This is a genomic window from Cohnella soli, assembly GCF_042655525.1.
GTDB lineage: Bacteria > Bacillota > Bacilli > Paenibacillales > Paenibacillaceae > Cohnella > Cohnella soli.
In genome coordinates this window covers 390,895-417,669 of record NZ_JBHSMI010000028.1, presented here as the reverse complement: position 1 = coordinate 417,669, position 26,775 = coordinate 390,895, and the positions used below count along the sequence as shown (strand labels likewise).

The following is a 26,775-nucleotide window of genomic DNA, read 5'->3' as shown; positions in this document are numbered from 1 at the left end:
TTCGAAGGGATGTTCTCTTGAATACATAATTTTCAATTAATGTTCGTTGGAAATATTCACACATTATAACTTCAACACGATAGAAACCTCAATTTTATCCTTGATTACCTTATTTCTAAAGTAGCTGCTCTCTGTCGTAAACGACGCATACTAAACAGAATACTGGTAATTGAGGGCTTTTAAGTATCTTGTCGACGTAGCTTTACAACGCACTCTACATGTAGCAACTGAGAGCTGACATTTCGGCAAACATATCCTATCTGCGAATATTTTGTTTATCCCCAAGCAATACTTCTAACATTCTTTCTTGGTGTGCTTTTATGTCTTCAAAATTCCATTCCCGACCGGATGCTCGAAGATTTTGGTTGTCTTTGCACATCTGCATCATAATCATAAACTTAATCGACGCGACGCTGACCTGTTTTATCTTTCCGGATGCATCTAAATAGCGGTCGAGTTTGGTTTTTGGGCTCCAGTCCGAACCGGAACTGTTTATCTCGCTGCCTATCATAGCGTAATTGCCAAAGCAGTTTTTTTGATCCTCATTCAGCGCATCGGTTTGACCTTTTGCATAGGCTTGTGCATAGTAATGTTCTAAACTTCTGCGCGTTCTCGAAAAATAAAACTGCTCAAAAACTTTCAATCCAAAATCGGCACAGCCAAGTGCAGTAAAAAATTCAATCCGTGTTTTACTGCTTTCTTTTGTTTTCTTGCCGCGGAACTCATTCGCATATTTCTCCCACAGTTTATAGTCAAGATAGTTGAACACGAACAATGGAATTCCCTTCGACCTGCTCGTGCCGTCTCCATAGATTGCGGCAAAGTCAAAACGTTCATTGTGCGGCGTAACATCAAGTACGTAATTGTGAAGAATGACGCTGTCAAAACTGCCGGGTTTAGGCGTATTGATCTCGTTAAGGTTATCCGCCACCAAATATACGTCTGTCAAGTATTTATCCGCCAATCCCGATAAGAATTTGTAATACTCGTCAAGATCCCAGTTGTCAGAGCAGAACCAGTACAGCAAGCAGTAGAAGAGATAATTTTTCCTTTGCCTTGCGGTAAATGATACCTCGAACATTGAAAGCAGCTGCACCAATTTATGATGCGTATCGCTATCGCCGCCAAGATTTTTCAGATACCCTTTCTTCCCTTCTTTTTGCCAGTATTGCAGCTTCCAAGGATTGTTCTCAATCGTGTCATCTTCATTTGAATGATGCACGATATAGTTGTCCAACAGATATTTTGCCATCAGTAAGTTGAATCCGAACCTTTTGACAAATTTCTGGTCAACCTGCACCTTATCAAATTCATGAATCAATTCTTTATCATCGAGATTAAAGCTTGCAGGATCAAATTCTTTCTCTTCCATGCGGGTGAGCTTAAGCACAATCAGCAGGAAGTTTGAAAAATCGATAATAGGCTGGAACGTATCCATTTTGTCATCTTCGCCCTGCTTGGTGACTGCGCCTTTATAATGGATAAGGTCGCTGATTTTCAGCGTATTGGTGTGATCTTTAACATCCGGTAAATCATCAAAATCCATAATATCGTCAAACTCGCCAAGAGACTTCCCGAAAATCTGAGTCGCACTGTTCTTGTCGCTGCTGTACTTTTGCTGAATATAGACATTCATCTCGCTGCAATATTCCCACAGGCGATTGAATTTCGCCTTATCGTCATTATTTAATTTTTCGAGAAGACGCGCCTTAATAATTTCGTGTTTTTCAAGTTGCTCTCCTCTGGAATTCATAATCTCAAAGTAGTGGTTTAAGTCTATATCCTTCGGCACTTGGTAGTGAATCAGATGGACGTTGTTTTGAAAATAGGTCTTAAAGCCATCTTTGCAGGCTTTCGGAACGATCTCATCCATGGCATCCCTGGCGTATTTATAGCCTTTTACGATTCCATAGTCTAGTTCGTCAATCTTAAAATCGGGAACGCTTTGGATCGTATCGTTCGATTTTTTGCGCGCTCGATAGGTCAGCTTGTTTTGAAGGGAAATACCCAGAGCGCCGAGCACGAGGTTAATCGTGGTCAATCTCTGCTGACCGTCAATCACTTCGTATACCTGGTCCCCTTTGTGAAATGACACCAACGTCCCTATGAAATAAGTTTGTTTGTTAGCGGTGTACGCGTCATAGACATCCTGAATTAGTGCGGAAATTTCATCTTTTTCCCACGCATAGTTCCTCTGGTAGATCGGCACTTCATAGGTTGACTTGTCTCCGTTGTATATTTCGGCGATAGACATTTCTTTGAGCGGCAGCGTTTTAGTTTTCATTTGCGTCCTCCATAAATTTGTTCACCTTAAAATAATGAAGGTAGTTCTGATAAACGCCGAATTCGTCTTGTTCGTCAACATTATCCATTTTCGCCGCAATTGAACTAACCGGTATCGGATTAACCCTGTCGGAAAGTAAGCTTAATAGCGATATCGGCGAATCCGACTCGGTGATGATTTTATATATATTGAATGAATTCATGACGTCGTTTCCCATAATGAAGTTTTGTGCTGCCTGCCAGCCGACATTATAATACTGAGCCCTAAGCGAATAGGCCCAGACGAATGCAAACACCACAAACTGTTCTAACATTTCCAAGTCCGCCTTTGTGGGTCGTTCGGGGCAGAACCTGTCAACATAGAGCAAGATGGCCGTATCTAAAAGCAAGCGCGTGATCCGGTTGCCGGCGCCGTTCTTGTATTTCCGCAGGTTTAGCGTTTTTATGATGTCGTTATCGTTTATGTAATAGCCCTCATATTTGTCGTTGTTCTGAATATCCTTAAGAATTTCATAGTAGTGCTTGGCGTAGTCAAAGAACGGCTTGCCAGCCACAATTGGCGTGTCCAACTGAAACGGCTTAAGATTCCGTAAGCCTGAAACGAAAGGCATGGCAGAGCGATTGACCGAATCGGCATAGGCAAAAGCCCCTTTGTAGAACATAGCGTAAGGAAAGTTGTCCTGCCGGGTGATGCCCTTGAACTTATGTATGTTATGCTCGGTCAGTTCCCAAGCTTTATTCCCTTTTGTCCATTCTTTCACGCGATAAAGATAGTCACTGAATAGAGCCGAGAGTTCTTTTTGGTCTAAATCCTCCCAACCCTTTACAACCTTCTCTGTCTCAGTTACATCGATATCGTTCATCTCACGAAGATGATACGCTTTAAGCAAATCATGTGGATACAGCTTTTTGCCGCGTGCATTTTGCGAGTCAAAAAACTGAAAGGCCTCGGACAAATCTTCTGTAATGACAACGATGAGTTCACAATTGTTTTCTATGTAATCAAGCAATTCTCTTTTGTCCCTGTCATCAATGATATTATTTACGCGTCTTTCCAGTATGCGATAGTTGTTAGGTATGTTACGAATGTTAAACGGATTATTAGCGAGGGGCTGTTCTAAAAACTTTATCGTGTCTGCCCCAAGCGCCCTAAGTAACAACGAAAAGGTGATGGTTCGCTGCTGCCCGTCGACGATGTTATATGCTTCGCCCTCTTGGTGGAGTATGAGTGTTCCTACCCGATAGGTTTCTTTGTTTTCGTTTTTGGCTTCAACAATGTCGTCCAACAACTGAATTGCATTTTTCGCTGTCCATTTATAGGGACGTTGATAATCCGGTATCACTAAATCTATGTCATTTATGGTGTTCCCGGTTTTATCCTGCGTGATTGTATCGTGCAACAATAAGTCGCCGATTTTGGTTATTGCGAGTTTTAAGCAAGTGGCCATTTGGTTGACTCCCTCAATGAATTAATGTTTTCTTCGTTTTTCTCGCATTTTCGCATGATAAAGGCGGTGACCACCACAACGCCTTTGGATAGGATTATTGGATACTTATAGTTAGTATGGAGCACCCACCTTGTAAACTCAAATCAAAACAAAAAGAACGCCCACTCAAGGACGCTCTATACACTTTACAACATATCTACCCACCCGACGTCCAAATCCAAGCCCAAAACGACCGAAACCTCAATTTTGTCCTTGAGTAGCTTATTTTTGAAGTCGTTGCCGTCCGCCGTGAACGTCATAAATAGCGGAAAGTGTTGAAAACAAAGGATTTTTACGTATCGATTCGTTGTATTCCTATTACGCACTCCACATGTCCCGTATGCGGAAACATATCCACCGGCTGAACTTCTACAGTCCGGTAGCCCCCATTCTCCAGCAATCGTAAGTCCCTCGCCAATGTCGAAGGATTACACGATACGTAGACGATTCTCTCCGGTTTCAATTCCAGCATCGTCTCAAGCAATCGAGGGTCACAGCCTTTTCGCGGAGGGTCGACGACGATGACGTCGGGGGCGATGCCTTCGCGTTGCCACTGCGGCATGATGACTTCGGCGGCACCGACGTCGAATTCGGCGTTGGCGATGCCGTTCAGACTGGCGTTGCGGCGCGCGTCTTCGATCGCTTCGGGGACGATCTCGACGCCGTAGACGCGGGCGGCATGTCTCGCCAGGAATAGCGAGATTGTACCCGCGCCGCAGTACGCATCAACGACGGTTTCGTTCCCGGTTAAAGCAGCGTACTCGACCGCTTTGCCGTACAGTCTGACCGTCTGTTCCGGATTCACTTGGAAGAACGATCTTGGCGAGATGGCGAACTGGATGCCATCGATCTCATCATATATATACTCTTCACCCCACAGCACGCGGGTCTCCTCACCGAACACGACTGGGGTCGATACTGTATTCACATTCTGGCATATGCTGACGACGCCGGGTACCTGCTCGCGTACGAGGGAAACAAGTTCCTGAGCGTGGGGGATATCGCGCCCATTCGTGACGAGTACGACCATCCGATGGCCGGTCGAACGGGAATGGCGCACGACGACATGCCGCAGCAGGCCGCGTCCGGTGGTCCGATCATACGCAGACAATTTCAATAACCGCGCCGCCTCTTTGACGGCGCGTACCGATTCTTCGTTCTGTTCCTGCTGGATCAGGCACGCGTCCATATCGACGATGTCGTTGCTGCCGAGTTCATAGAAACCGCCGACAAGGCGGTCGGCAATAACGCCGATCGGCACTTGTGCCTTGTTGCGGTAACGCCATGGCTCGTCCATGCCGATCGTCGGATGAACGATAACGCCCGGTCGATTAGATGCAGCAGCACCCTCGCCGCTTACCATATCGCCCGCACTTTCACCCGCCGCACCGCTCTCGCCCACGGACGCACTCCGCCCGCCGACCACAGTCAGCTTCCCGATCCGCTCAAGGTTATCAATGACATGCTGCCTCTTCCATCGCAATTGAGCGGCATAGTCCATATGTTGCAACTGGCATCCGCCGCAAGTATCGTAGATTGGGCAAGGGGGTTCGACGCGAATGGCCCCAACTGTCCGATCTTCCTCAACACCAGTTGCGTCCCCTTCGCTTGCTCCCAAACTCGCTCCTAAACCCGCAGCCAGCAACTTCGTCATCCGAGCTCTCCCGAACGACTTACCGACGCTAACAACGTCGGCCTGCACCCGCTCGCCCGGTAGAGCACCACGAACAAAAAGGGTATAGCCGGCGACCCGGCCTACCCCTTCTCCGTCATGCGTCAAACCGATGATTTCGCAAGAGACGCTCTCGCCGACCGCGACCGGAACTCCAGCAGGTGCGGTTGAACGCCCCCGACCAGCGCCATGATCCCGCACGCCGTTCCGCTGCTCTCTCCCCGCACTATTCGCTCGCCCTCCGTTACGCCCCGCACTTTTCCCCGAGTTGCCATGTTCACTCAGATCACCGCGACGTCCCGCACTCTTCCCAGAACCACCGCGCCCACTCGGACCGCGGCCAGCTCCACCAAGCGATCCGCTATTGCCCCCGCTCTTCCGCGAATGACTCATAACATCAACGCCCGGTTCGGGCCGCCGTTTTTACGGTACGACGACTCTCCAAGCTCGTCTACGACGACTTGTAGGTGCCCTGGCAAAATCTCGAACGTGCAAGGCAAGGTGCCGCCGAACTCGCCATCGAGATTAAGCTGCACGCGGTCGTTCGATTCCACCGTGAGCTTGGTGCATTGGAAGTGAATAAAATGCGGATCGCTCGTAATCAACTCGCCCCGCAGAACGGTTGTGGCAATGCGCAGAAACTCCGGCAAGCTGCACTTGCGCAGCGCCAACACGTCGAACAATCCGTCGCTCGTGCTTGCGTTCGGCGCAAGTCGGTCGAAGCCGGCAACGGAGTTGCTGTTCGCGATCAGGAACAGCATGAACTCCTCGTCGAACTCGCCAACGCCTTCCGCCGTCAGCTTCATGTGCATCGGGTGGAGACGAGTTACCTTCTCCAATCCCTTCATATAATAGGCAAGCTGGCCGACCATCGTCTTCAGCTTGCTCGGCACTTCATACGTAAGCTCCGTCAACGAACCGCCGCCGGCGATGTTGATGAAGTAACTGTCGTTCGCGCGACCGACATCGATTGGCGTCGTGTAACGCTTCGTGATCAGCTCGCACGCATCTTCCCACCTGCGAGGAATGCCGTGAGCTCGCGCGAAATCGTTCGTCGTCCCGAGCGGCAAGATACCAAGAGCCGGCCTCTTCTCCTGCTCATGAATCGATAATCCGTTCACGATTTCATTCAGCGTACCGTCACCGCCGGCGGAGATGACCATGTCGAAGCCCCGTTCGACTGCCTCCGAAGCCGCCTTCGTCGCATCGCCTGCGCATTCCGTCGCGTGGCACGATGTCTCGATGCCTCCGCGTTCCAGCTTCTGCAATATCGCAGCCAGCTTTCTCTTGACTTCCTCCTTGCCGGAAGTCGGATTATAAATCAACCGTGCCCGAATCCTGTCCAAGCCAGATCCCCTCTTCTTTAACCGTACTTATCCATTCCGCAGCCTGACGAACGATCCACGCCGCCACGTTGTCGTGAGGCATCAGCGCAAGCCCGGCATATACATAATCATCGTCCAACGCCGAGCTTGCCAGCCTGCGCGGAACGACTTCCTTCGTAAAATAACCTTCGCTCAAGAACAGCGCCATCACGAGCACCCGATCTCCCGGACGCGCCGCCTTCAGCTTCCTCAGCTTCTCCGGCACTTCATCCGGCAGTAACAACGCAGTCTCGTAACCGATATATCCGCCGAGCTTCGCCACCAAATCCGCGACAGCGTGCAACCCTTTGTTCCATGCCTGCTGGAAGCCTTCTTCCTCGCTGCCATGTCCGATGAGCAGCACGCTCTCCCGCGAACAGTCGACGGACATCGCGCGTAACCTATCGGCCACGATCCCGATCAATTCCGGCGCATCGTCCATCGGATGGCCATACGAGAGCGACATCCCATCAGGAATAAGGAACTGATCCAGTTCCGTCTCGGTTCTGGCTACGGAATAAGCCCCAAGCGCCCAACCGATCTCGTCCGCATGCGTGCTGCCCGACGAGACGAACAGCGGCACTGCCAACACGCGGGTTACGCCTGCGCGCGCCAGCCTGTCGAGCCCGTCCTGAATGAGCCTGCCTTCCACGAGCTCGAGGAACGCCGCTTCGATCGTCACGGCATGCCCGATCCGGGCCCGAACCATCTCTATCGTCTCGTCGACAAGCGACACCCAGCCCGCGTCTCTGGAGCCGTGACTGATCACTAACAAGCCGGGCTTCATGCGGCCAAGCGCCCCTTTCAAGAACGTACGACAATTAGCCGAAAATAAAACACTACCTTCTCATGCTAGCGAAACGTTAAGCCAATGTCAACGCCATCACCTGTCCCGTCACAGCTTCGCCAAACGATAGAAAACCGCCAGGCCCGAGGGCCTGACGGCGTACTACTAACATCATCGAATTGCTTCTGGCCCAGGAACGCGTTCAGCTGTTTGATTACTTCTTGCCCAAGAACGCGTTCAGTTGCTTTTGTTTCTCCGCGATCACTTTGCTTAAGCCGTTCGCTTCTTCTTTTTTCTTGAACTCGGCCGCTTTGGAAGGATCGATCGCGCCCGTCTCTAGACCGGCGATATACTTACTGCGCACCGTTACGAGAGCCGCGACTTGCGATTTGACCGGTTGAGCGTCGAACGTGAAGCCGAGTGCCGGAGACAGCTTCGCGCCGGTGTTGAAGCTTTTGAACAGTGCCCATTTGTTCGCCGCTTCCGTATCCCAGACATAGTTCAAGAATTGGTTGCCGAACATCCAAGTCGCGCCCGGATTATAGTTCGCCGCGTTAGGACCCGCTTTAATGATTTCTTTGGACGCTTTCACATAGTGATCGCCTTCGATACCGAAGTTCAGCAAGTTGTTCAGGTACTTGTCGGAGTGGAGCAAGTTAATGAACATCATCGCGCGGGCAGGATCTTTGGACGTGGAGGAAATTCCGAGCATCGAGCCAGCCGTTTCGCCCGTGGATACGGTGCGAGCGGTCATGTTAATTTGCTTCAGCTTGCCTGCCAGACCGGCGGCGATAGCGATTTCCGCGTCTTTGCCCGGTTTCAAGGAAGCGGTGATCATGAACACGTTGCCCTTCTTCAAAGCGTCTTGGCCGGACAATTGCGTCGTAGCTGCATCTTTGTTGATGTAGCCTTTTTTGAAGAAGGAACGGGTCAGCGTCAGTTGATCCATGTATTGCTTGTCGTCGAAGCGCGTGATGACTTTCGTACTCGTGCCGTCTTTGCGAATCAAGCCTTCGATCGTCGTATCGCCAAGGAAATCGTGCTGGATGAAGTAGTGGGCGTTAAAGTTTTCTCCATCGCGAAGGAACAGCGGCGTCATGCTAGGCATTTTCGATTTGACCGCCGCCAGAATCGGCTCCAGATCTTTCACCGACTTGACCGCGTCCAGCTTCGCCGTCAGACCGAGCTTATCGGCGATGTCTTTACGGTAGATCACGCCGCCTTGGGCCGCCAATTCTTTGTTCGTCGGAACGGCGTAGTTGTGTCCGTTCACTTTGGAGCCTTTCAGGAATGCCGGGTCAAGCGATTTCAAAATATCTTTGCCGTATTGCTGGAGCAGATTGCCCCCCGGTCCTTTCGGATCGTCGATCGCCAGAAACACTTTTTTCGAGACGTCGTTCGCGTGACCGTTCCATTGCGCCGTAAAAATAATGTCCATCGGCTCGCGGCTCGCTTTGAGCAAGTTCATTTTGCTATCCCATTGACCCCAGTCGATCGGTTGCAGATCGATCGTCGCGTTGATTTTCGGTTTCAGGTACTCGTTGATTTTCGCTTCGATCTTCGCTTCGTCTTTCGCCGGGGAGCCTGGATAATAGAATGAAAGCTTGTATTCCGGAAGCGAAGTCGCCGCGTTCGCCGAGAACGTCGGAAGGACCAAGGAAAGTCCCATCACGACGGCCACACTTGTCTTGATCCGCTTAGTGCCTTTTAACATGCAATATTGCCTCCCTTTTCAAATAAGATGCGAATGTATACTCAACCGGCCGATAACCGGGTAGAGTCGTTTCGGATCGGGGAACCTTCCCCGCTAGCCTTTGATGGCTCCGACGGTTAACCCTTTGACGAAGAAACGCTGGAAGAACGGATAGGCGAAAATGATCGGCCCGATGCCGACGACGGCCATCGCCATCGTGACTGTCTCGGTCGGCAACTGGAAGTCCGGGTTCTGGGCCAGAATCGCCGAGTAAGCCGTCGAGTTGGCGCTCAGGAACGTAATGTCCAGCAATGCTTTGTACATTCGGTACTGGATGCTGATCAAGTTGTCTTGATTAATGAAGAGCAGGCTCTGGAACCAATCGTTCCAATAGTTCAGCGTGCAGAACAGACCGACGGTCGCAAGCACGGGGAGCGATAACGGCAATACGATCTGGACGAATATTCGCCATTCTCCCGCTCCGTCGATTTTCGCGGATTCCAGCAAAGCCCCCGGCACCGAGTTGGTGAAGAAAGTTCGCAGAACCAGGACGAAGAACGGCTGCACGAAATAAGGAATCATCAGTACGAGCAGCGTGTCCCGAAGATGAAAGCCTTGCGTGTAAGTCAGATAGAAAGGAACGAGCCCGCTATTGAACAGGAGGGTGAAGAACATAATGAAGGAAAATGTTTTGCGGTGTTTGAAATCCGGCCGCGAGATCGGATACGCGTACAGCGCCATCGTCGTGAGTGCGATTAACGTGCCGACGACCGTGACGAAGATGGACACGCCGTACGATCTCGCAATACTCTGCCAATCGCTTAGCAAGAAGTCGTAAGCGCCGACGCTGAATTTCTCCGGCCATATGCTGTAACCGTTCAGCAATACGAGTTTCTCGTCCGAGAACGATACGGCGATGACAAGGAGGAGCGGAAATACGCATAATGCCGTGTAGATCCAGAAAAAACCGTTAATGACGAAGTTGGACGCGTTCGAGATTTCGTTGACGCCTTTTTTTCTTTTGACGGAAACCGTGGCCATATGCCCTCACCTCCTAGAACAATGCATCGTCTTTGCTGACTTTTCGGATAACCAAGTTCGACAGGAACACGAGCACGAATCCGACGACCGCCTGGTATAACCCTGCCGCGGACGACATCCCGATGTCGCCGCTCACGATAAAGCCTTGATACACGTAAGTATCGATAACGAGCGTCGTATCGTACAAGATACCCGAGTTGCGCGTCACTTGGAAAAACAGTCCGAAGTCCGAGTAGAAAATGCGGCCGATCTGCAGCAACGTCAAGATGATGATGACAGGCTTGATCAGCGGGATCGTGATGCTCCGGATCTGGCGCCACTTGGAAGCTCCGTCAATGGTTGCGGCTTCATAATACTCGTTGTCAATCCCGATAATCGCTGCCAAGAAGATTACTGCGTAGTATCCGATTCCCTTCCATGTATTCACGAGCGGGAGGATGTAAGGCCACCACTTCGACTCCGTGTACCAATCGATCGGGTTCAGACCGAACCAAGGCAGCACGATTTTGTTAATAATGCCGATCTCCGGATTGAGGAACGCATAGACCAAGTAGGAAATGACGACCATCGACAGGAAGTACGGCAGGAACATCGCGGTTTGATGAAACTTGGCCAACCTGCGGCTTCGCATCGCGTTAAAGAGGAGCGCCAGCGTCACGCCGAATACCAAGTTCAGAACGATGAACACCGCGTTATATCCCAACGTGTTTCTCGTAATAATCCACGAGTCTGTCGTGCTGAACAAGTAATCGAAATTGTCCCAGCCGACCCACTTGCTGTCGAGGAAGCTCTGGATAAAGCTATCCGACGTATATTCGATCTGCTTAAACGCGATCAACGACCCGACCATCGGGAGGTAGTTGTTCATCAGTAGGACGATCAATGCCGGCGCCATCATGATGTAGAAGGTGCCGAATCTTTTCCAATAGCCTAGATTTTGCCTCGACCTCGTCTTGGGCTGCGTCGCCTTCACGGCTGCCGTCTCCGTCGCAGATGTCATCCCGTCACCATCCTTGAGCTCTCTTGTAGGCTCATTGTAATGGGGGGAGGCCTCGTTCATCTATCTACTGCGGTGACCAACTTAGCACTTCTGTGACATTTTATAGAAAATGATTGTGTCCGTACGGGACACGAAGAAGAACGGCACTCGCGCGCCGTCCGTTCTTCTGAATGCCGAACCGTGCAGGGTTTATACGTTCTGATGCTTCTTGCGATATTCCTGAGGCGACAGTCCCGTCGTCTTCTTGAATAGCTTCGCGAAGTAGGAGAAATGCGCATACCCGACGTCTTCCGCGATATTGCTGATTTTATCGTTCGTCTCGACAAGGGCGCGCTTGGCCTTCTCGATGCGCAATTGGGCGATATAGTCCGACAGGGAAAATCCCGTTTCCTTGCGAAAAAGTCGCGATAAATAGGCCGGATTCCGATAGATCGAATGGGCGATGTCGTCCCGGGTCAACTCGGTATGTAAGTTGTCTTGGATGAACGTCTTCACCTTCGCGATCAGCGCCGACGTGTCGCGATGGCGCTCGGTGATCGCCTGTCCTAATCTGTGCACCGCCTTCGTCGTCCACGCCATGAGCTGCGGCGCGGATCGCGGAACTAAGGCATCCTTCAGCTCCTGCAAGGCGAACACGTCGTTCACGGAGAAGCCTTTGCGATAAGCGGCTTGGTACAGCATGTGCAACACGCCGTACTGGAACAGCTCAAGCACTTCGCGGCTCGCCGACTCGTTCTGCCACAGCTTCAGCGTCTCCTCGATTCTCGAGATGAGCTCCTCGTATCCGCCGTTGTCGAGCAGCATCCCCCAATCCGCGAACGAAGGCAGCGCGACGCCCCCCGTCCCATTGCCGACGCCCTCCCCTTGCCCCGCCGATAACGCATCCTGCACCGATTGCGGCGCGGAGACGTTCGCCCGCTCCATCTGCTGCAGGCGCTCGAGTGCACCGGCTAACTCGCCGATGCCGACCTCGTCGCCGACGTAACAGCTCACCTTGCTATGGAAGTAGTGTTCGCAAGCCTGAACATATTCCGCACAGCGTCTCAGCAGCTCGGCCCGGTCGGCTGTCTCGCCCTCCTTCAAGTACAGTAAAGCCATGTTCAGCTCGTTGCGATCCTGCAGCACCGTTCCCGGCTGCTCGCCGAGTATCGTCTCCGCCGCCGCCTTCCGCAGGGCGTATTCCATGATGCTCTCGTCTCGGGCGTCCAGCTCTATGTCCATCTGCTCGATGCTGAGCAAGACGGGTAACAGACGACCGCCCGCGTCGAGCGGAATGTCATAATACTCGAATTCGCGATTCAGCGAGTCGGGAGACAACCGTACTCGATTTGCCAACAGCTCCTGCCAGAAACGCTCGACGAGAATGGGGAGCTGATTGGCCCACTGCCTCCGGTTCGTGTCCATCAGCTCTTCGAATTTCATCCGTTCCCGTCTTCTGCCGATCTCCGCGACGGCGCGCTTTACGATCTCCTTCAACGCGTCATGGTCGACCGGCTTCAGCACGTAATCGAAGCAACCGTTGTGCAGCGCCTCTTGCGCGTAGTCGAACCTGGCGTGGCCGGTCAGGAAAACGGTTAACGTCTGCGGCCGATGCTCCTTGATCCAGCGGAGCAGCTCCATGCCGTTTAAGCCCGGCATCTCAATGTCGGAGATGACGAGATCGACCGCCTGCTCTTCGAGCAGACGGGTTGCCTGTCCCACGTCTTCGGCTTCCCATATCGAATCGATCGGCAGGTCGCTCCAATCGATCCCTTGCGTGATGCCTTTCAGCGCGTAGATTTCATCGTCGACGACGAGCATGCTTACCATCGTAATCCCCCTTGTTTTCCTGTTGGCTAACCCGCCTCTTGTTCGGCCTCGAATTTGTTCGGACGTTGGATCGGCAGCCGAACCTTCACGATCGCTCCGCCGAATTCTCCGTTCATGAACGTAATGCCTCCGTCGTCGCCGTATAACATTTTGAACCGCCGAATAATGTTCCATATGCCAAGATGAGCTTCACCTTCAGTCTCGTAATGGGCTCCGCTTTGCAAGCTTTCCAGAAGAGGCTCGGGAAAACCGGGCCCGTTGTCCGAGATCGTCAGCCTAATAAACCGTTCGGGCTCCTCTTCGTCGATCGCCGAGGCGATACGAATGCGGAAAGGCAAGCCGTCCTGGACTTTCTTATAAAAGCCGTGAATAACAGAATTTTCGACGAAAGGCTGTAAAAGCAATGGAGATAGCTGCACGGCCATGTGTTCGGGAAGCACCTCGATGTCGTACTCCAGCTTCGTGACGTAGCGGATTTTCTGAATTTCCAAGTAATGCTCGATATGTTTGATCTCGTCCTCGAGAGGCAGCACCGTGCGGTGGCCCAGCATGAGGAAGCGGAAGTAATCGGCCAAGTGCAAGCTCAGCTTCTGGACCGACTTGAAGTCCTTCAGCGCGGCAAGGTTATAGATGATGTTTAAGCTGTTCATGTAGAAGTGCGGATTGATCTGAATCTGCAGATGCTTGTATTCCGCTTTCTGAACGCGGATCTGTTCCTCGTAGACATCGATCTTCAGTTTCTCGATCTGCTCGGCCATCAAGTTAAACGTCCCCGACATGAAAGAAAACTCGCTGTTGTCGGTATTGACCGACATCCGGACGTCGAATCGCCCTTGCCCGAGCTTGCGCATCCCGCGCACGAGATTCACGAGCGGTTTGAACATCACCCTCTGCAGGAACACCAAGTATAACGACAAGACGATAGCGACGATAAGCGGAATCCAGACGTAAAGCATTTTTTGGAGAAAGGGCAAGTTTTTCAGGATGTTTTTCTCTGGAATAACGATCATGTAGTGGATATCCGAGATGTTCGAGGGCTGCGTAATGACCAGGTATTGATTTTTATTCCACGTTGTTCGGCCTTGCTTCGTCATCTCGACGATCTCGTCATGGACGATCGTTTCCTGTACGACCGGAAGAGGCGAATTCGTCAACGCGTTGCCGGCGGGGTCGACGACAAAAGTCGCGCCGTCCGGGCCAACGTCGAAGTGGCTCACTTCCTCGTTCAGCCGATCAATCTGCACCAGAGCGCCGATATAGATGCCCGAGCCCAAATCCGATTCTACCGTTTTAATCAAATAGTTCGTATCGTTCGGGATGGAGAAACGCTCCCAGCGTTGCGTCTCTGGGGGAACACCGTTGTGGGCAAGCTGCTTCGTGTAGTCAAGCAGCGCCGTCTGCACCTCTGCGAAGTGGAAGCTGTATTGCGTGGAGAAAAACATATCGTCGTCCTTGCGCGAATAGACGAAGAACGTATCTACTTTATTGTAATAGCCGGTGTCGAGAAGGAACCGTTGCGTCAATTCCATCTTGACCATCGTATATTCGGAATCATTTTCTGCCAGCGAAAGCGTCTGAAGAGATTGGATGTCCGGTTCGTATCTCATCCGATACAAATAACGCATCGTTTCCAGCAAAATGGCGTCATTGTTCTTCACTTGCTGTTCCATCAGGTTGTTATAATGCAGCGAGATTTGGTCCCGAACGACATTCGTCGCATAGACGTTGTTGTAGACAAGGAACAGCACCATCGGCGCGATCATGAGCAGAAAGCCGAAAACGATCTTGAAACGCACAGATTGCCAATACTTCATAGCGTTCCCACCCTTGGAACTAGTGTACAATCTTGTCGCTCCTAGCATATCGCAGCTCTATGAAAGCGGCAATCATTTCCGTTGTGTTCCAGAAAACGTTTTTCTGAATGCTGCTTTCCAGACGCCGCCGACCGCCTATAGCGGACTCAGAGACGCTAACTCCGTCCCCCGCCGCACTCGACTCCAACGCAAAGGAGCCGATTCCCTTAAATAGGAAACCAGCTCCTCCACCACAATAACCTATTTAGTTCCTTACTCCGTCTCTGCCTTCAGCTCGTTGCCGAAGCGGCCGAGGCGGTCAAGCGTTAGCTTGTAGCCGTCGTTCCCATAATTCAGGCATCTCTTCACGCGGGAGATCGTCGCCGTGCTTGCGCCCGTCTCGGTCTCGATTTGATTGTATGTATGCCCCTTGCCCAACATTCTCGCCACTTCAAGCCGCTGGGACAGCGATTGGATTTCATTCACGGTGCACAGGTCGTCGAAAAACACATAACACTCTTCCACGTTCTTCAAGGTCAGAATGGATTCGAACAGTTGATCTATCGTCGCATCATTCAGCTTCTTCAGTTGCATGCGGTAGCATCCCTTCCTCTCACCTATGCTTTCATTGTACTTCGTACAAGTCGAATCTTCAAGCTTCGCCGTATTCACGCATTGCAGAGGTAAAATGTTTCCGCATGCGGGCATTCGTCCACGCCCGGAGGCGAAAGCCGTCATAAGCTGACAGTAAAAAAGGGTGTGACTTCATGAGGGAAATGGAACCGCCCAACTTGCGCAACTGGATGAACGGCTTTAGCGCCAGCGAGTTCCCCGGGCCCGAAGGCGCGCCCGATCCTTCTCCCGCGTCCATAAATGCGGCAACCCTCGTCCCCGCGGGCGAGATTACACCCGCGGCCCCGGCCAAAGCCGGCTTCTCGCTCCCGTTTAACCTGTCGAACGTTACGGGCATCTCCAACCTGAGCGACTTGAAGGCGATGGTCGACCGCCTGGGCGGCATCGAAGGCATATTGTCGACGATGGGCAAAGTGCAGAAGTTCATGTCGACGATGCAGCAGGTGGCGCCGATGATCAAGCTGTTCATGAGCAAAAGCGGGAAAGCGGCAGCGGCCACCAAAGATTCCGGCTCCCCGCGCAGACGTAGGCGCAGAAGCAGCGGCAGTCGTAATCGCCGCACTCGGCGCAGTAGAACTTCTTCCGGATCGAGAACGAAACTCAGCTCACCCGCCAAGGTGAAAAAAACAACCTAGGGTGTGTCTGAATACTCCGAAGGCACCAGATTTTCAGCCACGTCCAAGAACCGCAAATCGGCCTCAAGCGTCTTTCCTTTACGCTTGAGGCCGATTGTGTTACCGCTGAGCAAATAGCCGCTCATATTCCAGGAATGGGTCCGGAATGTCGATGACGTGAGCTTCCGCATCGCTGACTCCCGCATATAAGGAAGCCGTCCCGTCGCCGTTACGGATCAGTCCGCCGCTGAAGATGACGTCCTCGAGGTCCGGCCTCTTCGCGGATCCATCCGGGAACATGCTGCGGACTGCTATCAGCTTGATCGGCGTATAGCGACCATCCTCGGGGTTAAAGACGAACACCATCGGATAGTAATGGCGAATGTTGTTATCTTCCATCCAGGCGATATGTCCGAGAACGCCGATACATCCGCCTTCCAGCAGATGGGCCTCGTTCGCGCCGCCCCATTCGTCAGGCATAAACTGCAACCGCAGCAGCGTTGCCCCGTTGATCGACTCCTCGTTCAGCTCTTCCAGCTTGCCGATCTCCGCATAACCGATGAGCGCCCTTGCGCCTTCGACCATCATCGGCCGGGTGAACATCCCGATCCTGCCGTTCCCCAGCTCGATAAGCCGAATGTCCTTCATCGTCAGCGGTCCTTGGGCGAACAGCTCCAACTCGTCAATCGAAGCGCCGCGGTAGAACACGGTTCGCCAAGACGTTACGTAATGCGGATCGTCTCCATCGAAGTACACCTCGACGCCTCCGAAGACAAGTTCGCCCGCGATAAACGTAAAGAATGGATCTTGCAGAGCGAACACTGGCGCACCGTTGCGCGGCACCCATTCTCCCCGCCTCTCGACGAAAAACATAACCTCGGACGATTCCTTATCCCGGTCCTCCACCCTGCCGGCGATAACCGGCTCTCCGCGATCGAGGAACGGGGCGCAGATGTTATAGACGTCGCGGTTACCTACGCCTGAGAACGTCAGCTTGCGACCTTGGGCTTCGGAACCTTCCGCCATGAATTCCCGCAACAGTTCGACGCTCGACTTAGCCTGATCCGTGTATGCAAGCATAGGTGTCCTCCAGCCCAAGGTGAGATGACGGCGTCCAGATGCGAATCCGATTCAGGGCGTGTCGTGCCCTAGTGGAGGAATAGTGCCAGAACGGAATAAAGCAACATCGCCAGCACGCCGACGACCGGAATCGTGATGACCCAAGTGACGACAATACGGCCGGCCATGCTCCAATTGACGTTAGAAAATTTCTTCGCCGAGCCGACGCCGAGAATCGAAGACGTAATCGCGTGAGTCGTACTCACCGGCAGATGGGACAGCGTCGCGCCCAGAATGACGGACGCAGAGCCGAGATCGGCGGAGAAGCCGCTCATCGGATCGATTTTGAAAATTTTCGTCCCCATCGTCTTGATGATCTTCCATCCGCCGACCGAAGTGCCAAGCGCCATAGCGAACGCGGCGGACAGCTTTACCCACAGCGGGATGTCGAGCGTATCCTGAATGCCGGCCGTTACGAGTGCTAATGTAATGATACCCATCGCCTTCTGCGCGTCATTCGTACCGTGAGTGAACGATTGGAATGCCGCAGTCAGCACTTGGCCTCCCCGAAACATTTTGTTCACCTGATGCGGGCTCGAACGAGCGAATATCCGCTTCAGAATAAACATGATGCAGAAGCCGATAACGAACGCGACAACCGGAGAAAGAATGAGCCATTTCACTATGACGATAAAACCGGAATAATTAATGCCTTCCCAGCCTTCCGACGTGATCGCAGCTCCCGCCAAGGCGCCGATAATCGCATGCGAAGAAGATGAAGGAATGCCCAGCCACCACGTGATCAAATTCCAGATGATCGCAGCGAGCAGCGTTGCAATGACAACCGTCAAGCCGTGCTCGAGCTTAAACGGGTCGGTGATTTTACCCCCGATCGTCTTGGCGACGCCGGTGAACATCAATGCTCCGACCAGGTTCATGCACGAGGCAAGCAAGATCGCTCGACGAGGCGTCAGCGCACGAGTGGATACGGAAGTCGCGATGGCGTTGGCCGTGTCATGGAATCCGTTAATGAAGTCGAAGCCTAACGCTAGAATGACGATCAATACGACTAACCAATGTGTATAATCCATATATATTCGTTTCCGTCCCCGCTTGCGCCGATCAAGAATTGCGCATAATGATAGATTGCAGCGTGTTCGCGACGTCTTCGCACGAGTCCGTCGTTTGCTCCAAGCGTTCGTAAATTTCCTTGTGCTTGATCAATTCGATCGGATCCTTCACGTTCTGGAACAGATGCTTGATGCCTTGACGCATCAGCTCGTCCCCTTCGTTCTCGAGCTCGTTGATCGTGACGCAATGCGGCTGAATGGCGAGCAGCTTTTTCTGGGACAGCAGGTAAATCGCGGATTTGATCTCTTGTCCGCTGCGGCGTAAGCATTCTCCGAATTTGCGGATATAAGGATCGGCTTTCGTTACTTGGTACATCTCGAATCGGGAAGCGCATGCTTCGATGCCATCGAGGACGTCATCCAATTTCTTGATGAGCTCCATGATGTCCTCGCGCTCGATCGGCGTGATGAACGTCCTGTTCAGCTCGGTCAGAATAATGTGGGTGTGCTTGTCCCCTTTATGTTCGAATTCCTTCATTTCCTTCGCGAACGCTGTCGCATCAGGTAAATCTCCGTTCACCGCCGTCGCGAAACGATCGACCGTCTGAACGATGAGGTCCGCCATTTCCTCCAGCGTCTTAAAAAAAATGTCTTTTTTCCGGAACACGGGTAGCCCTTCTTTCACAAGTATGTATCTGCTTTACGTTCTCGCGCCTTCCATTAACATTCCGATAACCATAAGTTTACGTCCCGTTAACTTATTTATTTTATCACACGGCATATGGTCTTTGTATAGCCCTGGACCTATGCCATGTGACACTTTTTTTAAGTTTGACCTACAATCGACAAAGCTACTCCCTTTTTTCTCGCGATGTTTCCGTCACGAATGCGGGGTCACATATTTCTCCAGTTGCTTGGCGATGCATGCGAGCGGGTACTCGATCGACAAAAACTGCAGCAGCGCATGGAGAATAACCGGCTTCGGCTCTTCGCCTTCGAATTCCGCCTCTAATAACGCGACCGCCTCTTCCAGCTCTTTTTTGCGATGATTGGTCACCGCCAATTCCTGGATCGTCGTTCTCGCCGACCGCAGCAGCTCCGTCCGTAGATCCAATGGCGACGTTCGGAAGCATGAATGTCCCGCCACAAGCAGCTCTTCCATGATCGAGCCCGGTACGACGGGTTCCCGTTGATTCCTTCGGATATCGCTTGCCAAGCTGTCGATCCGATCCGCGATGAACGCCGACAGATCCCTGACGTTAAGAGGTTTGTTGTCGAACACGACCAGATGCATGAATTCCTTCATAATTCCGCTAAAGACGCATACCATCTCCCAAATGTGCGCCTCCAGGTCCTTGCCCACATATTGCAGCAGGCCGTTCCGGCAAGAATCAAGCAAACCGGAACGCATTCTGTGCATGAAGGGGCCGATCTTGTTCGACGTTGACGACAGTGTCTTGAACTCTCTCATGATGAATCTGTTCTCCAGGAAAAAGTCGAAATTGCATTCGATTTCCCGGATTAAGGCGTCCCGCGGGTCAAGCGCCTTGTCCCGACGAATCGCGTCAAGCTTGTCGTAAAGCTTATTCACCTGCGTCAAATAGATCTCCAATAGAAGATCTTCTTTAGAGGGGAAAAATTTATATAAAGAGCCTTTCGCGATCCGGCAATCGTCGGCGATCTCTTGAATGGAAGTGCCGTCGTAGCCTTTCTCGGAAAAAAATCTCATTGCCGATTCCATGATAGTTTGCTTCGCTATGCTCAAAGGATTCCCTCGTTTCGAAAATGGTTTGACATCTTCCTGAAAATCTGTAGAATGAGATTTGTCGCTCCGTGACTCTCAGGTTTTTCTGGAAACCGATAAGTCAATGATAGGCATTTACGCTACGTCCGTCAAGATCAAGCGTCAATTAGAAAGGAACGTGTTCATGTCCACGACAACAGCTTCGCCGTCTGGCGCCTCTGCGCCGCAGGCGGAATTCTCGATCAAGTCCATTATCTTGCCGGCTCTTGCCGTCATCATCGGGATGATCATGGTCATTCTCGACAGTACCGTCGTTAACGTCGCCATTCCTAACCTTCAGCATTATTTCGATACTTCGCTCGGCACGATCCAGTGGACGATTACCGGCTACACGCTGGCGCTGGCGGCAGTCATTCCGCTAGCCGGCTGGATGACCGACCGATTCGGCTCCAAAAAGATTTTCCTTATAACGATCGCCATGTTCACGCTTGGCTCCGTGCTGTGCGCGATCGCCCAGACGCCTGAACAGCTCGTATTGTTCCGGGTCATCCAAGGACTCGGCGGCGGCATGGTGTCCCCGATCGGCTTCGCCATGATCTTCAAGCTCGCTCCGCCCGAGAAGAGAGGCTCCGTCATGGGTATGCTAGGCATCCCTATGCTTCTCGCCCCCGCGGCTGGACCGATTCTCGGCGGCTGGCTGATCGGTATCGCTTCTTGGCACTGGATTTTCATGATTAACTTGCCAATCGGCATCGCCGCATTGTTCGTCGGGATGAAGTTCCTGCCAGTTGGAGATCGTCAGAAGACCCCCGCTCTCGACGTGCTTGGCATGGTTCTAGCCCCAATCGCCTTCTCGATGCTCGCATACGGCGTCAGCGAGAGCAGCAAAGGCTGGACCGAGACGTCGACACTGACCGGCCTTATTGTCGGCGGCATCGCGCTTATCATCTTTGTTTTCGTCGAGCTAAATAAAAAGCAGCCGTTGCTGGAGCTTCGCGTATTCGGCTCGTCGGACTTTGTACGCGGGGTCATCCTCACTTGGCTGTCCCAAATCGCGTTGATGGGTTCCATTCTCATGGTGCCGCTCTACTTGCAGAACATTCTACATTATACGCCATTGAAAAGCGGTCTGACGACATTGCCGATGGCAATCGGCTCCGCGCTGTTCATGCCGATCGGCGGCCGCCTGTTCGACAAAATCGGCGCTCGCCCGCTCGCTTTCGTCGGCCTGGGCATCATCTCCGGCGCCTTGTTCATCTTGTCAACGATCGATACGGAAACGACAAGATTCATGATCATGCTTCCGCTTGCCATGATGGGCATGGGAATGGGCCTGTCGATGATGGCGCTGAACACGCACGTGCTGAATTCGGCTCCGCGTAATCTCGTGAGCCGCGTCACGCCGCTCACGACGGCGAGCCAGCAAGTGGTCATGTCGTTCGCCATCGCGGGCATGACGGGGTACCTCAGCTCCCGGATTACGCATCATCTGGCAGCCGGCACCGAACCCGTCGCGGGTTCGACCGCGGCGTTCGGCGACACGTTCTTCCTGACTGCGAGCATCGCTTGCGTCGGCGTCGTGGTGAGCTTAATTCTTCGTAAGCCGAAAGTGAAGGCCGAACCGGTCGTACTGGGTAAACCCGCTGCAGACTCCGATGCATCCATGATGATGGGGCACTGACGTCCAGTTGCTGATCCGCTCGATTTTGTATGAATTTTCATACACATGCGCTCGGCCAGTTGCTGATCCGCTCGATTTGTATGAATTTTCGTACACATGTGCTCGGCCAGTTGCTGATCCGCCCGATTTTGTACGAATTTTCATACACATGTGCTCGGCCAGTTGCTGATCCGCCCGATTTTGTATGAATTTTCATACACATGCGCTCGGCCAGTTGTCAATCAGTCGACACTCATTCGAAACCATCGTCGTTAAAGGACCTCAGCCCCCACTTCAGGTGGGCTGAGGTCCTTTGCGTTTGAATAAGAATGTTCCCCTGTCACGCGAGCACTTTAAGGCAGTCCATTTTGCACAACACGCAAAGAGCCGCTCCCGCTACTGATCCACCGGCATGTCCGTCTTCTCTCGGTAGACCGGAAAGTTCACTTTGAAAATAACCGCAATAATCCGAATCGCGAACGTGACGAACAAACAGACGTACATGGCGAACGTCTCGGATACTTTACCATGAATGAAAATATAGCTGGCGGCACCGACGATCGACGCGATGGCGTATACTTCCTTCTTAAACACGTAAGGGATTTCCTTCGAGAAAATATCGCGAAGAACTCCGCCGCCGATGCCCGTAATCAGCCCCATGGACAAAATCAAGAAGGAGTTGCCGCTATAGAGCGACATGGCCGTGCTTGAGCCGACCGCCGTAAATACGCCGAGGCCGACGGCATCGCTGACGATCATTAGCTGGTTCAGCCGTTTGATTTTCTGATAGAAAATCCACGTTAGCAGCCCCGCGCCCAGACTGACGAGAAAAAGCGTCGCATCCGTGAAAGCCGCAGGCGGGACTTTGCCGATCAGAAGATCACGAACGATACCGCCGCCCAGCGAAGTGGCCACACACAGACAGACGACGCCGAACAGATCGAGCTCTTTCTTAATGCCGGCGAGCGCTCCCGACACGCCTGCCGCGATAATGCCTAAGTAGATGAATAGATTAATGAGAAGCATGCGAAATCGTACACCTCGCGCGATTGTCCTCGTGTGCAAACGTCCCTATTCTATCACAATCGGGAGGCTGCGACGATGGATATCCGGCAACGCTTTAACGCAGCGAATTCGCAAACCTTATTACTTATCCGTTCTTAGCAAACTAGTCAATCGCACGTATCCGAATCATCGCACTATCATAATCTCCGTAGAGCGCTACCGGCACACCGATGTTCATCAGCCCGCTTCCGCTCATTTCGAATGCTTCATCGCCTTCCACGCGATAGACCCGCTCGGGGTCCAGTCCAGCGACACGCACGCGAGGCTGGCCGTCTCCGAATTGCTGCGCTTGCAGGAAAACGAACAGAACCGATTCCCTGCAGTCGTCATCTACATACTGGAGGGCAGACAGCGAACCTTCTCTCGGCGCCAGCAACCGATACTGGCGACCGTGCTGAACGATTGGCCTGATTTCCTTGTACACGGCAATCAGTTCGCCCGCTTCCTTCAGCTCGTCTTCCGTCCACCGATTCAGATTCCCGCCGATACCAAGCGACCCGGCCATCGCCGAATGGAACCGGTATTTCAACGTCACCGCCCGCCGATTGGCATGGCTCGGAGAGTCTGTTACCCAGTTCATCATCGCCTTCGGGCAGTAGACGTACGAGTAGCCTTCCTGAATCGCCAGCCGGTCGAACGCATCGGTATTGTCGCTTACCCATGCTTGATCCGCATAGCGCAATATGCCGAAGTCGATTCTTCCCCCACCGCTCGAACACGACTCGAAAGCGACATCCGGGAATTGGCGCCGCAATTCCGCCCATATTTCGTACAAATGCTGTACATGCCGAACCCATATTTCGCGCTGCCGCTCCGGCGGCGCTTCCGGCCAGCCGGGCTCGCTGATCGCCCGGTTCATATCCCATTTAATGAACTTGATGTTGTTCTCGGACAACAGCTTCGTCATAAAGCCAAGAATAAACTGTTTCACTTCCGGCTGGGCCAGGTTCAACACCAATTGATTGCGCGCCGTCGACCGGTCGCGGTTCGGGAAGTGATACACCCAGTCGGGGTGTGCCCGGTACAGATCGCTGTCCGGATTCACCATCTCCGGCTCGACCCACAGGCCGAAGTCCATGCCCATGGCGTTGATCGGCCCGATCAGCTCGCCCAAGCCATTCGGCAGCTTCTCTTCATTTACATACCAGTCGCCAAGACCAGCTTGGTCGTTGTTGCGCTTGCCAAACCAGCCGTCGTCCACGACGAACAGCTCCGCTCCGAGCTTGGCCGCCTTGTCGGCTAGCGCAAGCTGCTCTTCTACCCGAATGTCAAACGTCGTCGCTTCCCAAGAGTTGTACAGCACTTTGCGCGGCCCGCTCGATAAACCGGATGGCAGAATATGCGTCAACTGATACCGGTGGAACTTCCTGCTCATGTCCCCGAACCCGTGTCCTGTATATCCACCGGTAAACACGGGCGTCTCGAACGTCTCTCCCGGCTGCAGCAGCCATTCGAAATCGAAATCGTTAACGCCGCCGACGACCCGAACATGGCCGAAGGCGGTTTGCTCGGCGGTTATTTTCCAATTGCCGCTCCACGCCAGCGCACCGAACCATACTTGTCCGTACGTTTCATCCGTATGTCCGTCGTCGATCGCAAACCATGGATTGGCATGATGACTCGTAATGCCTCTTCGGCTTTCGAGCACCTTTTTCCCTTCGGTCAGCGCAGTCGATCTGACGTTCGTCTCGCTCTCCCATTTCCCCGCCACGTGAGTTAGGCGGTAAGCCTGAAGCGACGGGATACACCAGACGGCGGAATGGGCGGCTTCGATCCGAATGTCTTCGGTTCCTTCATTAATAATGCGCACCCGTCTTTCGATCAGATCCAGATCGGCGATCACCCGGTATTCGAGCTTCGCTTCGAGCGGGTAATGCGGGTCATTCATCGTAATCGTCAGCGTTTCAATACCGCCTTCTTCTGCCAGCGCATACTCGGCATACCGCAAGCTGCAATCCCTTACGCCGTCGCTGTACCGCACTTTCAGGCTCGGTTCGACGAAGTTAAGCCCGCCCCACGGGCTGATCTCTTCCTTCTCCCGCTCGACTTCCGCATCGAAGTGAGAATGGTAAAAGGCCTGCGTCAAGTTCGCGCAGTCTTCGATCCGAACTTTGTCCCCCCAATAGTGGTGAAGCAGATTCCCTTTGGCGTCGGCCCCGAACACGTAGGACGTACGGTCCGTTGAGATGGCAAACAGCCGCTTGTTCTCGTCGATTTGAATGGACACGACCGACTTCCCCCTCGTTACCCTTTAACCGCTCCGGCCGTCATGCCGGACACGATATATTTCTGCCCGATGATGTACACTGTCACGATCGGCAGCAGATTCAGCACCATCGCGGCGCTAACCAAGTTCCACGAGCTAATGTATGTGCTGAAATAGTTGTACATCGTCATGATCATGCCCCACTTAGCCGATGAGTTCAGGAAGTAGAGCGGAATGACGAAATCGTTCCAACTGTTCAAGAAGTTGATGATAATTGCCGTAACGGTGACGGGCTTGAGTAGCGGGAAAATAATTTGGAAAAACAGCCTCGTGCTGCCGCAGCCGTCGATGACAGCGGATTCGTCCAGTTCCTTCGGAATGCCGCCGACAAATCCGTAATACAGAAATACGGTGAAAGGAATAAACAATGCCGAGTACAGAAGCGTCGCCCCGGTGTACGTATTGATGATGTGCAGCATCTGCATCACTTTCATCGTCGAGACGTAGTTCATCGGCGCAACGAGCCCGAGCAAGAAGATCGAATAGATCAGCATGTTCGACCTCTTCCGGTTACGGGAGAGGACAAACGCCGCCATCGCCGATACGACAAGCGTGATAATCGCCGTCACGCCCGAGATCAGCAAGCTGTTCTGGAAAGCCTTAAACACTTTGCCGCCCTTCAGCACTTCCAGGTAGTTGTCCCAGTGGAATACCGAAGGCAAATTCAGACTCATCGTCGCGGACTCGGTGACCGATTTGACGGAATTCAGCAGCACCATCATGAACGGAATGATAATGATCAAGCTGATCACCCAAGCCGCGATTTCCTTGGTCAGGTTCAGCATTCGCATTTTTTTCTGCATCAGCCTTCAGACTCCTTTCTCGTGAAGATCGCGATGATACCGATGGACAGTATCGCGAGCGCAATGAACATGACCGCGCCGAGTGCCGTACTGTACCCGTAATTCCCCATCGAGAATTGGTTAAAGATCGTAATGTTAACGACTTCCGACGCCCTGCCTGGCCCGCCGTTCGTCAACGCGAAGATGACGTCGAATACCTTAAAGCCGGAAATCAGGCTAAGCAACGTATTGATTAGAATGGAAGGCATAATGAACGGCACGACGATACGAGTCAGCTTGCTCCAATAATTGCCGCCATCCACGTCGCAGGCTTCGAGAATTTCCTTCGGCACTGCTTGCAGACCTGCCAGGAAAATGACCATGCAGAAACCCGCGGCTTTCCAGATTTCCACGCTTGTGGTCGCCCACATGACCCATTTCGGATCTTCGAGCCACGCTTGCGCCATGCTGCCCAGTCCGATCGTATTCAGAAACTGGTTCAGAATACCGTTCGTAGGGTGGAACACTTGCTGGAACATCAATCCGACGATCAGGTTCGAGATAATAATCGGCAAAAAGTAAATCGTCCGCAGCGCGTTTTTCGTCCGGATACCTTCGTTCAGCATCAGCGCCAGCCCGAATCCGAGCAGCACTTTGAATAAGGAGGAGAAGACGGCGAACAACAACGTATTTTTAATAAACATAAAGCTGCCGCTGTCCATGAACAGATCTTTGAAGTTTTGCAGCCCTATGAATTTGATTTCATCACTCATGGAATTCCAGTTGGTTAACGAATAGTAGAAGCCCATAAAACTAGGCAGCAGGAACAGAACGAAAAAAAGCAGAAGCGCCGGCAAAACGAATTTTCTGGAATAGATTTTAGTTACATACATCGGGCATACCTCACGGTTTGTTTTTTGTCCGCCTTTTAGAAAAAGAAACCGGCCGGAAAT

The 26,775-nt window shown here is 52.5% G+C and carries 21 protein-coding genes; 2 read left to right on the top strand and 19 right to left on the bottom strand.

What is annotated here, in order from left to right; translation table 11 throughout:
• Positions 1–256: 256 nt before the first annotated feature.
• From ACFPOF_RS18080 to ACFPOF_RS18030, 11 genes are all read right to left on the bottom strand, one after another.
• Positions 257–2,284: a GmrSD restriction endonuclease domain-containing protein gene (locus ACFPOF_RS18080; RefSeq protein ID WP_378135130.1), complete on the bottom strand. Its 2,028-nt coding sequence runs from the start codon at positions 2,282–2,284 to the stop codon at positions 257–259.
• On the bottom strand, positions 2,274–3,731 hold the full coding sequence (locus ACFPOF_RS18075) for a DUF262 domain-containing protein (protein WP_378135128.1): 1,458 nt from the start codon (positions 3,729–3,731) through the stop codon (positions 2,274–2,276). The genes ACFPOF_RS18080 and ACFPOF_RS18075 overlap by 11 nt, the downstream gene beginning before the upstream one ends.
• A gap of 331 nt (positions 3,732–4,062) precedes the next feature.
• A complete protein-coding gene (rlmD, locus tag ACFPOF_RS18070) occupies positions 4,063–5,835 on the bottom strand; it encodes a 23S rRNA (uracil(1939)-C(5))-methyltransferase RlmD (RefSeq protein WP_378135126.1) in 1,773 nt (590 codons plus the stop codon).
• The gene (locus ACFPOF_RS18065; RefSeq protein WP_378135124.1) at positions 5,832–6,788 is read right to left on the bottom strand and encodes a diacylglycerol kinase; all 957 of its coding nucleotides are present in this window, start codon (positions 6,786–6,788) and stop codon (positions 5,832–5,834) included. Before ACFPOF_RS18065 ends, rlmD begins: the two co-directional genes overlap by 4 nt.
• Positions 6,757–7,593 (bottom strand): sirohydrochlorin chelatase, encoded by an 837-nt coding sequence (locus ACFPOF_RS18060; RefSeq protein ID WP_378135122.1) that lies wholly within the window; start codon positions 7,591–7,593, stop codon positions 6,757–6,759. Before ACFPOF_RS18060 ends, ACFPOF_RS18065 begins: the two co-directional genes overlap by 32 nt.
• Before the next feature lie 214 nt (positions 7,594–7,807).
• Positions 7,808–9,307, bottom strand: a complete 1,500-nt coding sequence (locus ACFPOF_RS18055) for an ABC transporter substrate-binding protein (protein ID WP_378135120.1) — start codon at positions 9,305–9,307, stop codon at positions 7,808–7,810.
• A gap of 93 nt (positions 9,308–9,400) precedes the next feature.
• Entirely contained in the window at positions 9,401–10,327 is a 927-nt protein-coding gene (locus tag ACFPOF_RS18050) for a carbohydrate ABC transporter permease (protein ID WP_378135118.1), read from the bottom strand.
• Positions 10,328–10,340: 13 nt separating this feature from the next.
• Complete coding sequence (locus ACFPOF_RS18045) at positions 10,341–11,327, bottom strand: ABC transporter permease (protein ID WP_378135116.1); 987 nt, start codon at positions 11,325–11,327, stop codon at positions 10,341–10,343.
• Positions 11,328–11,516: 189 nt separating this feature from the next.
• The gene (locus ACFPOF_RS18040; protein WP_378135114.1) at positions 11,517–13,136 is read right to left on the bottom strand and encodes a response regulator; all 1,620 of its coding nucleotides are present in this window, start codon (positions 13,134–13,136) and stop codon (positions 11,517–11,519) included.
• A 26-nt stretch (positions 13,137–13,162) separates the two neighbouring features.
• On the bottom strand, positions 13,163–14,950 hold the full coding sequence (locus ACFPOF_RS18035) for a sensor histidine kinase (protein ID WP_378135112.1): 1,788 nt from the start codon (positions 14,948–14,950) through the stop codon (positions 13,163–13,165).
• Between the two features lie 252 nt (positions 14,951–15,202).
• Positions 15,203–15,523: a YerC/YecD family TrpR-related protein gene (locus tag ACFPOF_RS18030; RefSeq protein WP_378135110.1), complete on the bottom strand. Its 321-nt coding sequence runs from the start codon at positions 15,521–15,523 to the stop codon at positions 15,203–15,205.
• A 173-nt stretch (positions 15,524–15,696) separates the two neighbouring features.
• On the opposite strand from ACFPOF_RS18030, the gene ACFPOF_RS18025 reads away from it, so the two are divergent.
• Positions 15,697–16,197 carry a hypothetical protein gene (locus ACFPOF_RS18025; RefSeq protein ID WP_378135108.1) on the top strand — a complete coding sequence of 167 codons (501 nt, stop codon included), beginning with the start codon at positions 15,697–15,699 and terminating at the stop codon, positions 16,195–16,197.
• Positions 16,198–16,296: 99 nt separating this feature from the next.
• Here the strand turns inward: ACFPOF_RS18025 and ACFPOF_RS18020 are convergent, their stop codons facing one another.
• From ACFPOF_RS18020 to ACFPOF_RS18005, 4 genes are all read right to left on the bottom strand, one after another.
• Positions 16,297–17,256: a DUF1861 family protein gene (locus ACFPOF_RS18020; RefSeq protein ID WP_378135106.1), complete on the bottom strand. Its 960-nt coding sequence runs from the start codon at positions 17,254–17,256 to the stop codon at positions 16,297–16,299.
• Positions 17,257–17,324: 68 nt separating this feature from the next.
• Complete coding sequence (locus tag ACFPOF_RS18015; protein ID WP_378135104.1) at positions 17,325–18,326, bottom strand: inorganic phosphate transporter; 1,002 nt, start codon at positions 18,324–18,326, stop codon at positions 17,325–17,327.
• Positions 18,327–18,357: 31 nt separating this feature from the next.
• A complete protein-coding gene (locus ACFPOF_RS18010; RefSeq protein ID WP_378135102.1) occupies positions 18,358–18,972 on the bottom strand; it encodes a DUF47 domain-containing protein in 615 nt (204 codons plus the stop codon).
• Between the two features lie 213 nt (positions 18,973–19,185).
• Positions 19,186–20,046 carry a TetR/AcrR family transcriptional regulator gene (locus ACFPOF_RS18005; RefSeq protein WP_378135100.1) on the bottom strand — a complete coding sequence of 287 codons (861 nt, stop codon included), beginning with the start codon at positions 20,044–20,046 and terminating at the stop codon, positions 19,186–19,188.
• 187 nt (positions 20,047–20,233) lie between these two features.
• On the opposite strand from ACFPOF_RS18005, the gene ACFPOF_RS18000 reads away from it, so the two are divergent.
• Positions 20,234–21,730 (top strand): DHA2 family efflux MFS transporter permease subunit, encoded by a 1,497-nt coding sequence (locus tag ACFPOF_RS18000; RefSeq protein WP_378135098.1) that lies wholly within the window; start codon positions 20,234–20,236, stop codon positions 21,728–21,730.
• Positions 21,731–22,105: 375 nt separating this feature from the next.
• Here ACFPOF_RS18000 and ACFPOF_RS17995 read toward each other — a convergent pair whose 3' ends face one another.
• The 4 genes from ACFPOF_RS17995 to ACFPOF_RS17980 all read right to left on the bottom strand — a co-directional run bounded on the left by ACFPOF_RS17995 (position 22,106) and on the right by ACFPOF_RS17980 (position 26,715).
• Positions 22,106–22,735, bottom strand: coding sequence for a trimeric intracellular cation channel family protein (locus tag ACFPOF_RS17995; protein ID WP_378135096.1), 630 nt, complete (start codon positions 22,733–22,735; stop codon positions 22,106–22,108).
• A gap of 142 nt (positions 22,736–22,877) precedes the next feature.
• On the bottom strand, positions 22,878–25,001 hold the full coding sequence (locus ACFPOF_RS17990; protein WP_378135094.1) for an alpha-galactosidase: 2,124 nt from the start codon (positions 24,999–25,001) through the stop codon (positions 22,878–22,880).
• A gap of 17 nt (positions 25,002–25,018) precedes the next feature.
• A complete protein-coding gene (locus tag ACFPOF_RS17985) occupies positions 25,019–25,843 on the bottom strand; it encodes a carbohydrate ABC transporter permease (protein WP_378135092.1) in 825 nt (274 codons plus the stop codon).
• Positions 25,843–26,715, bottom strand: coding sequence for a carbohydrate ABC transporter permease (locus tag ACFPOF_RS17980; protein WP_378135090.1), 873 nt, complete (start codon positions 26,713–26,715; stop codon positions 25,843–25,845). The genes ACFPOF_RS17985 and ACFPOF_RS17980 overlap by 1 nt, the downstream gene beginning before the upstream one ends.
• Between the last annotated feature and the right edge of the window lie 60 nt (positions 26,716–26,775).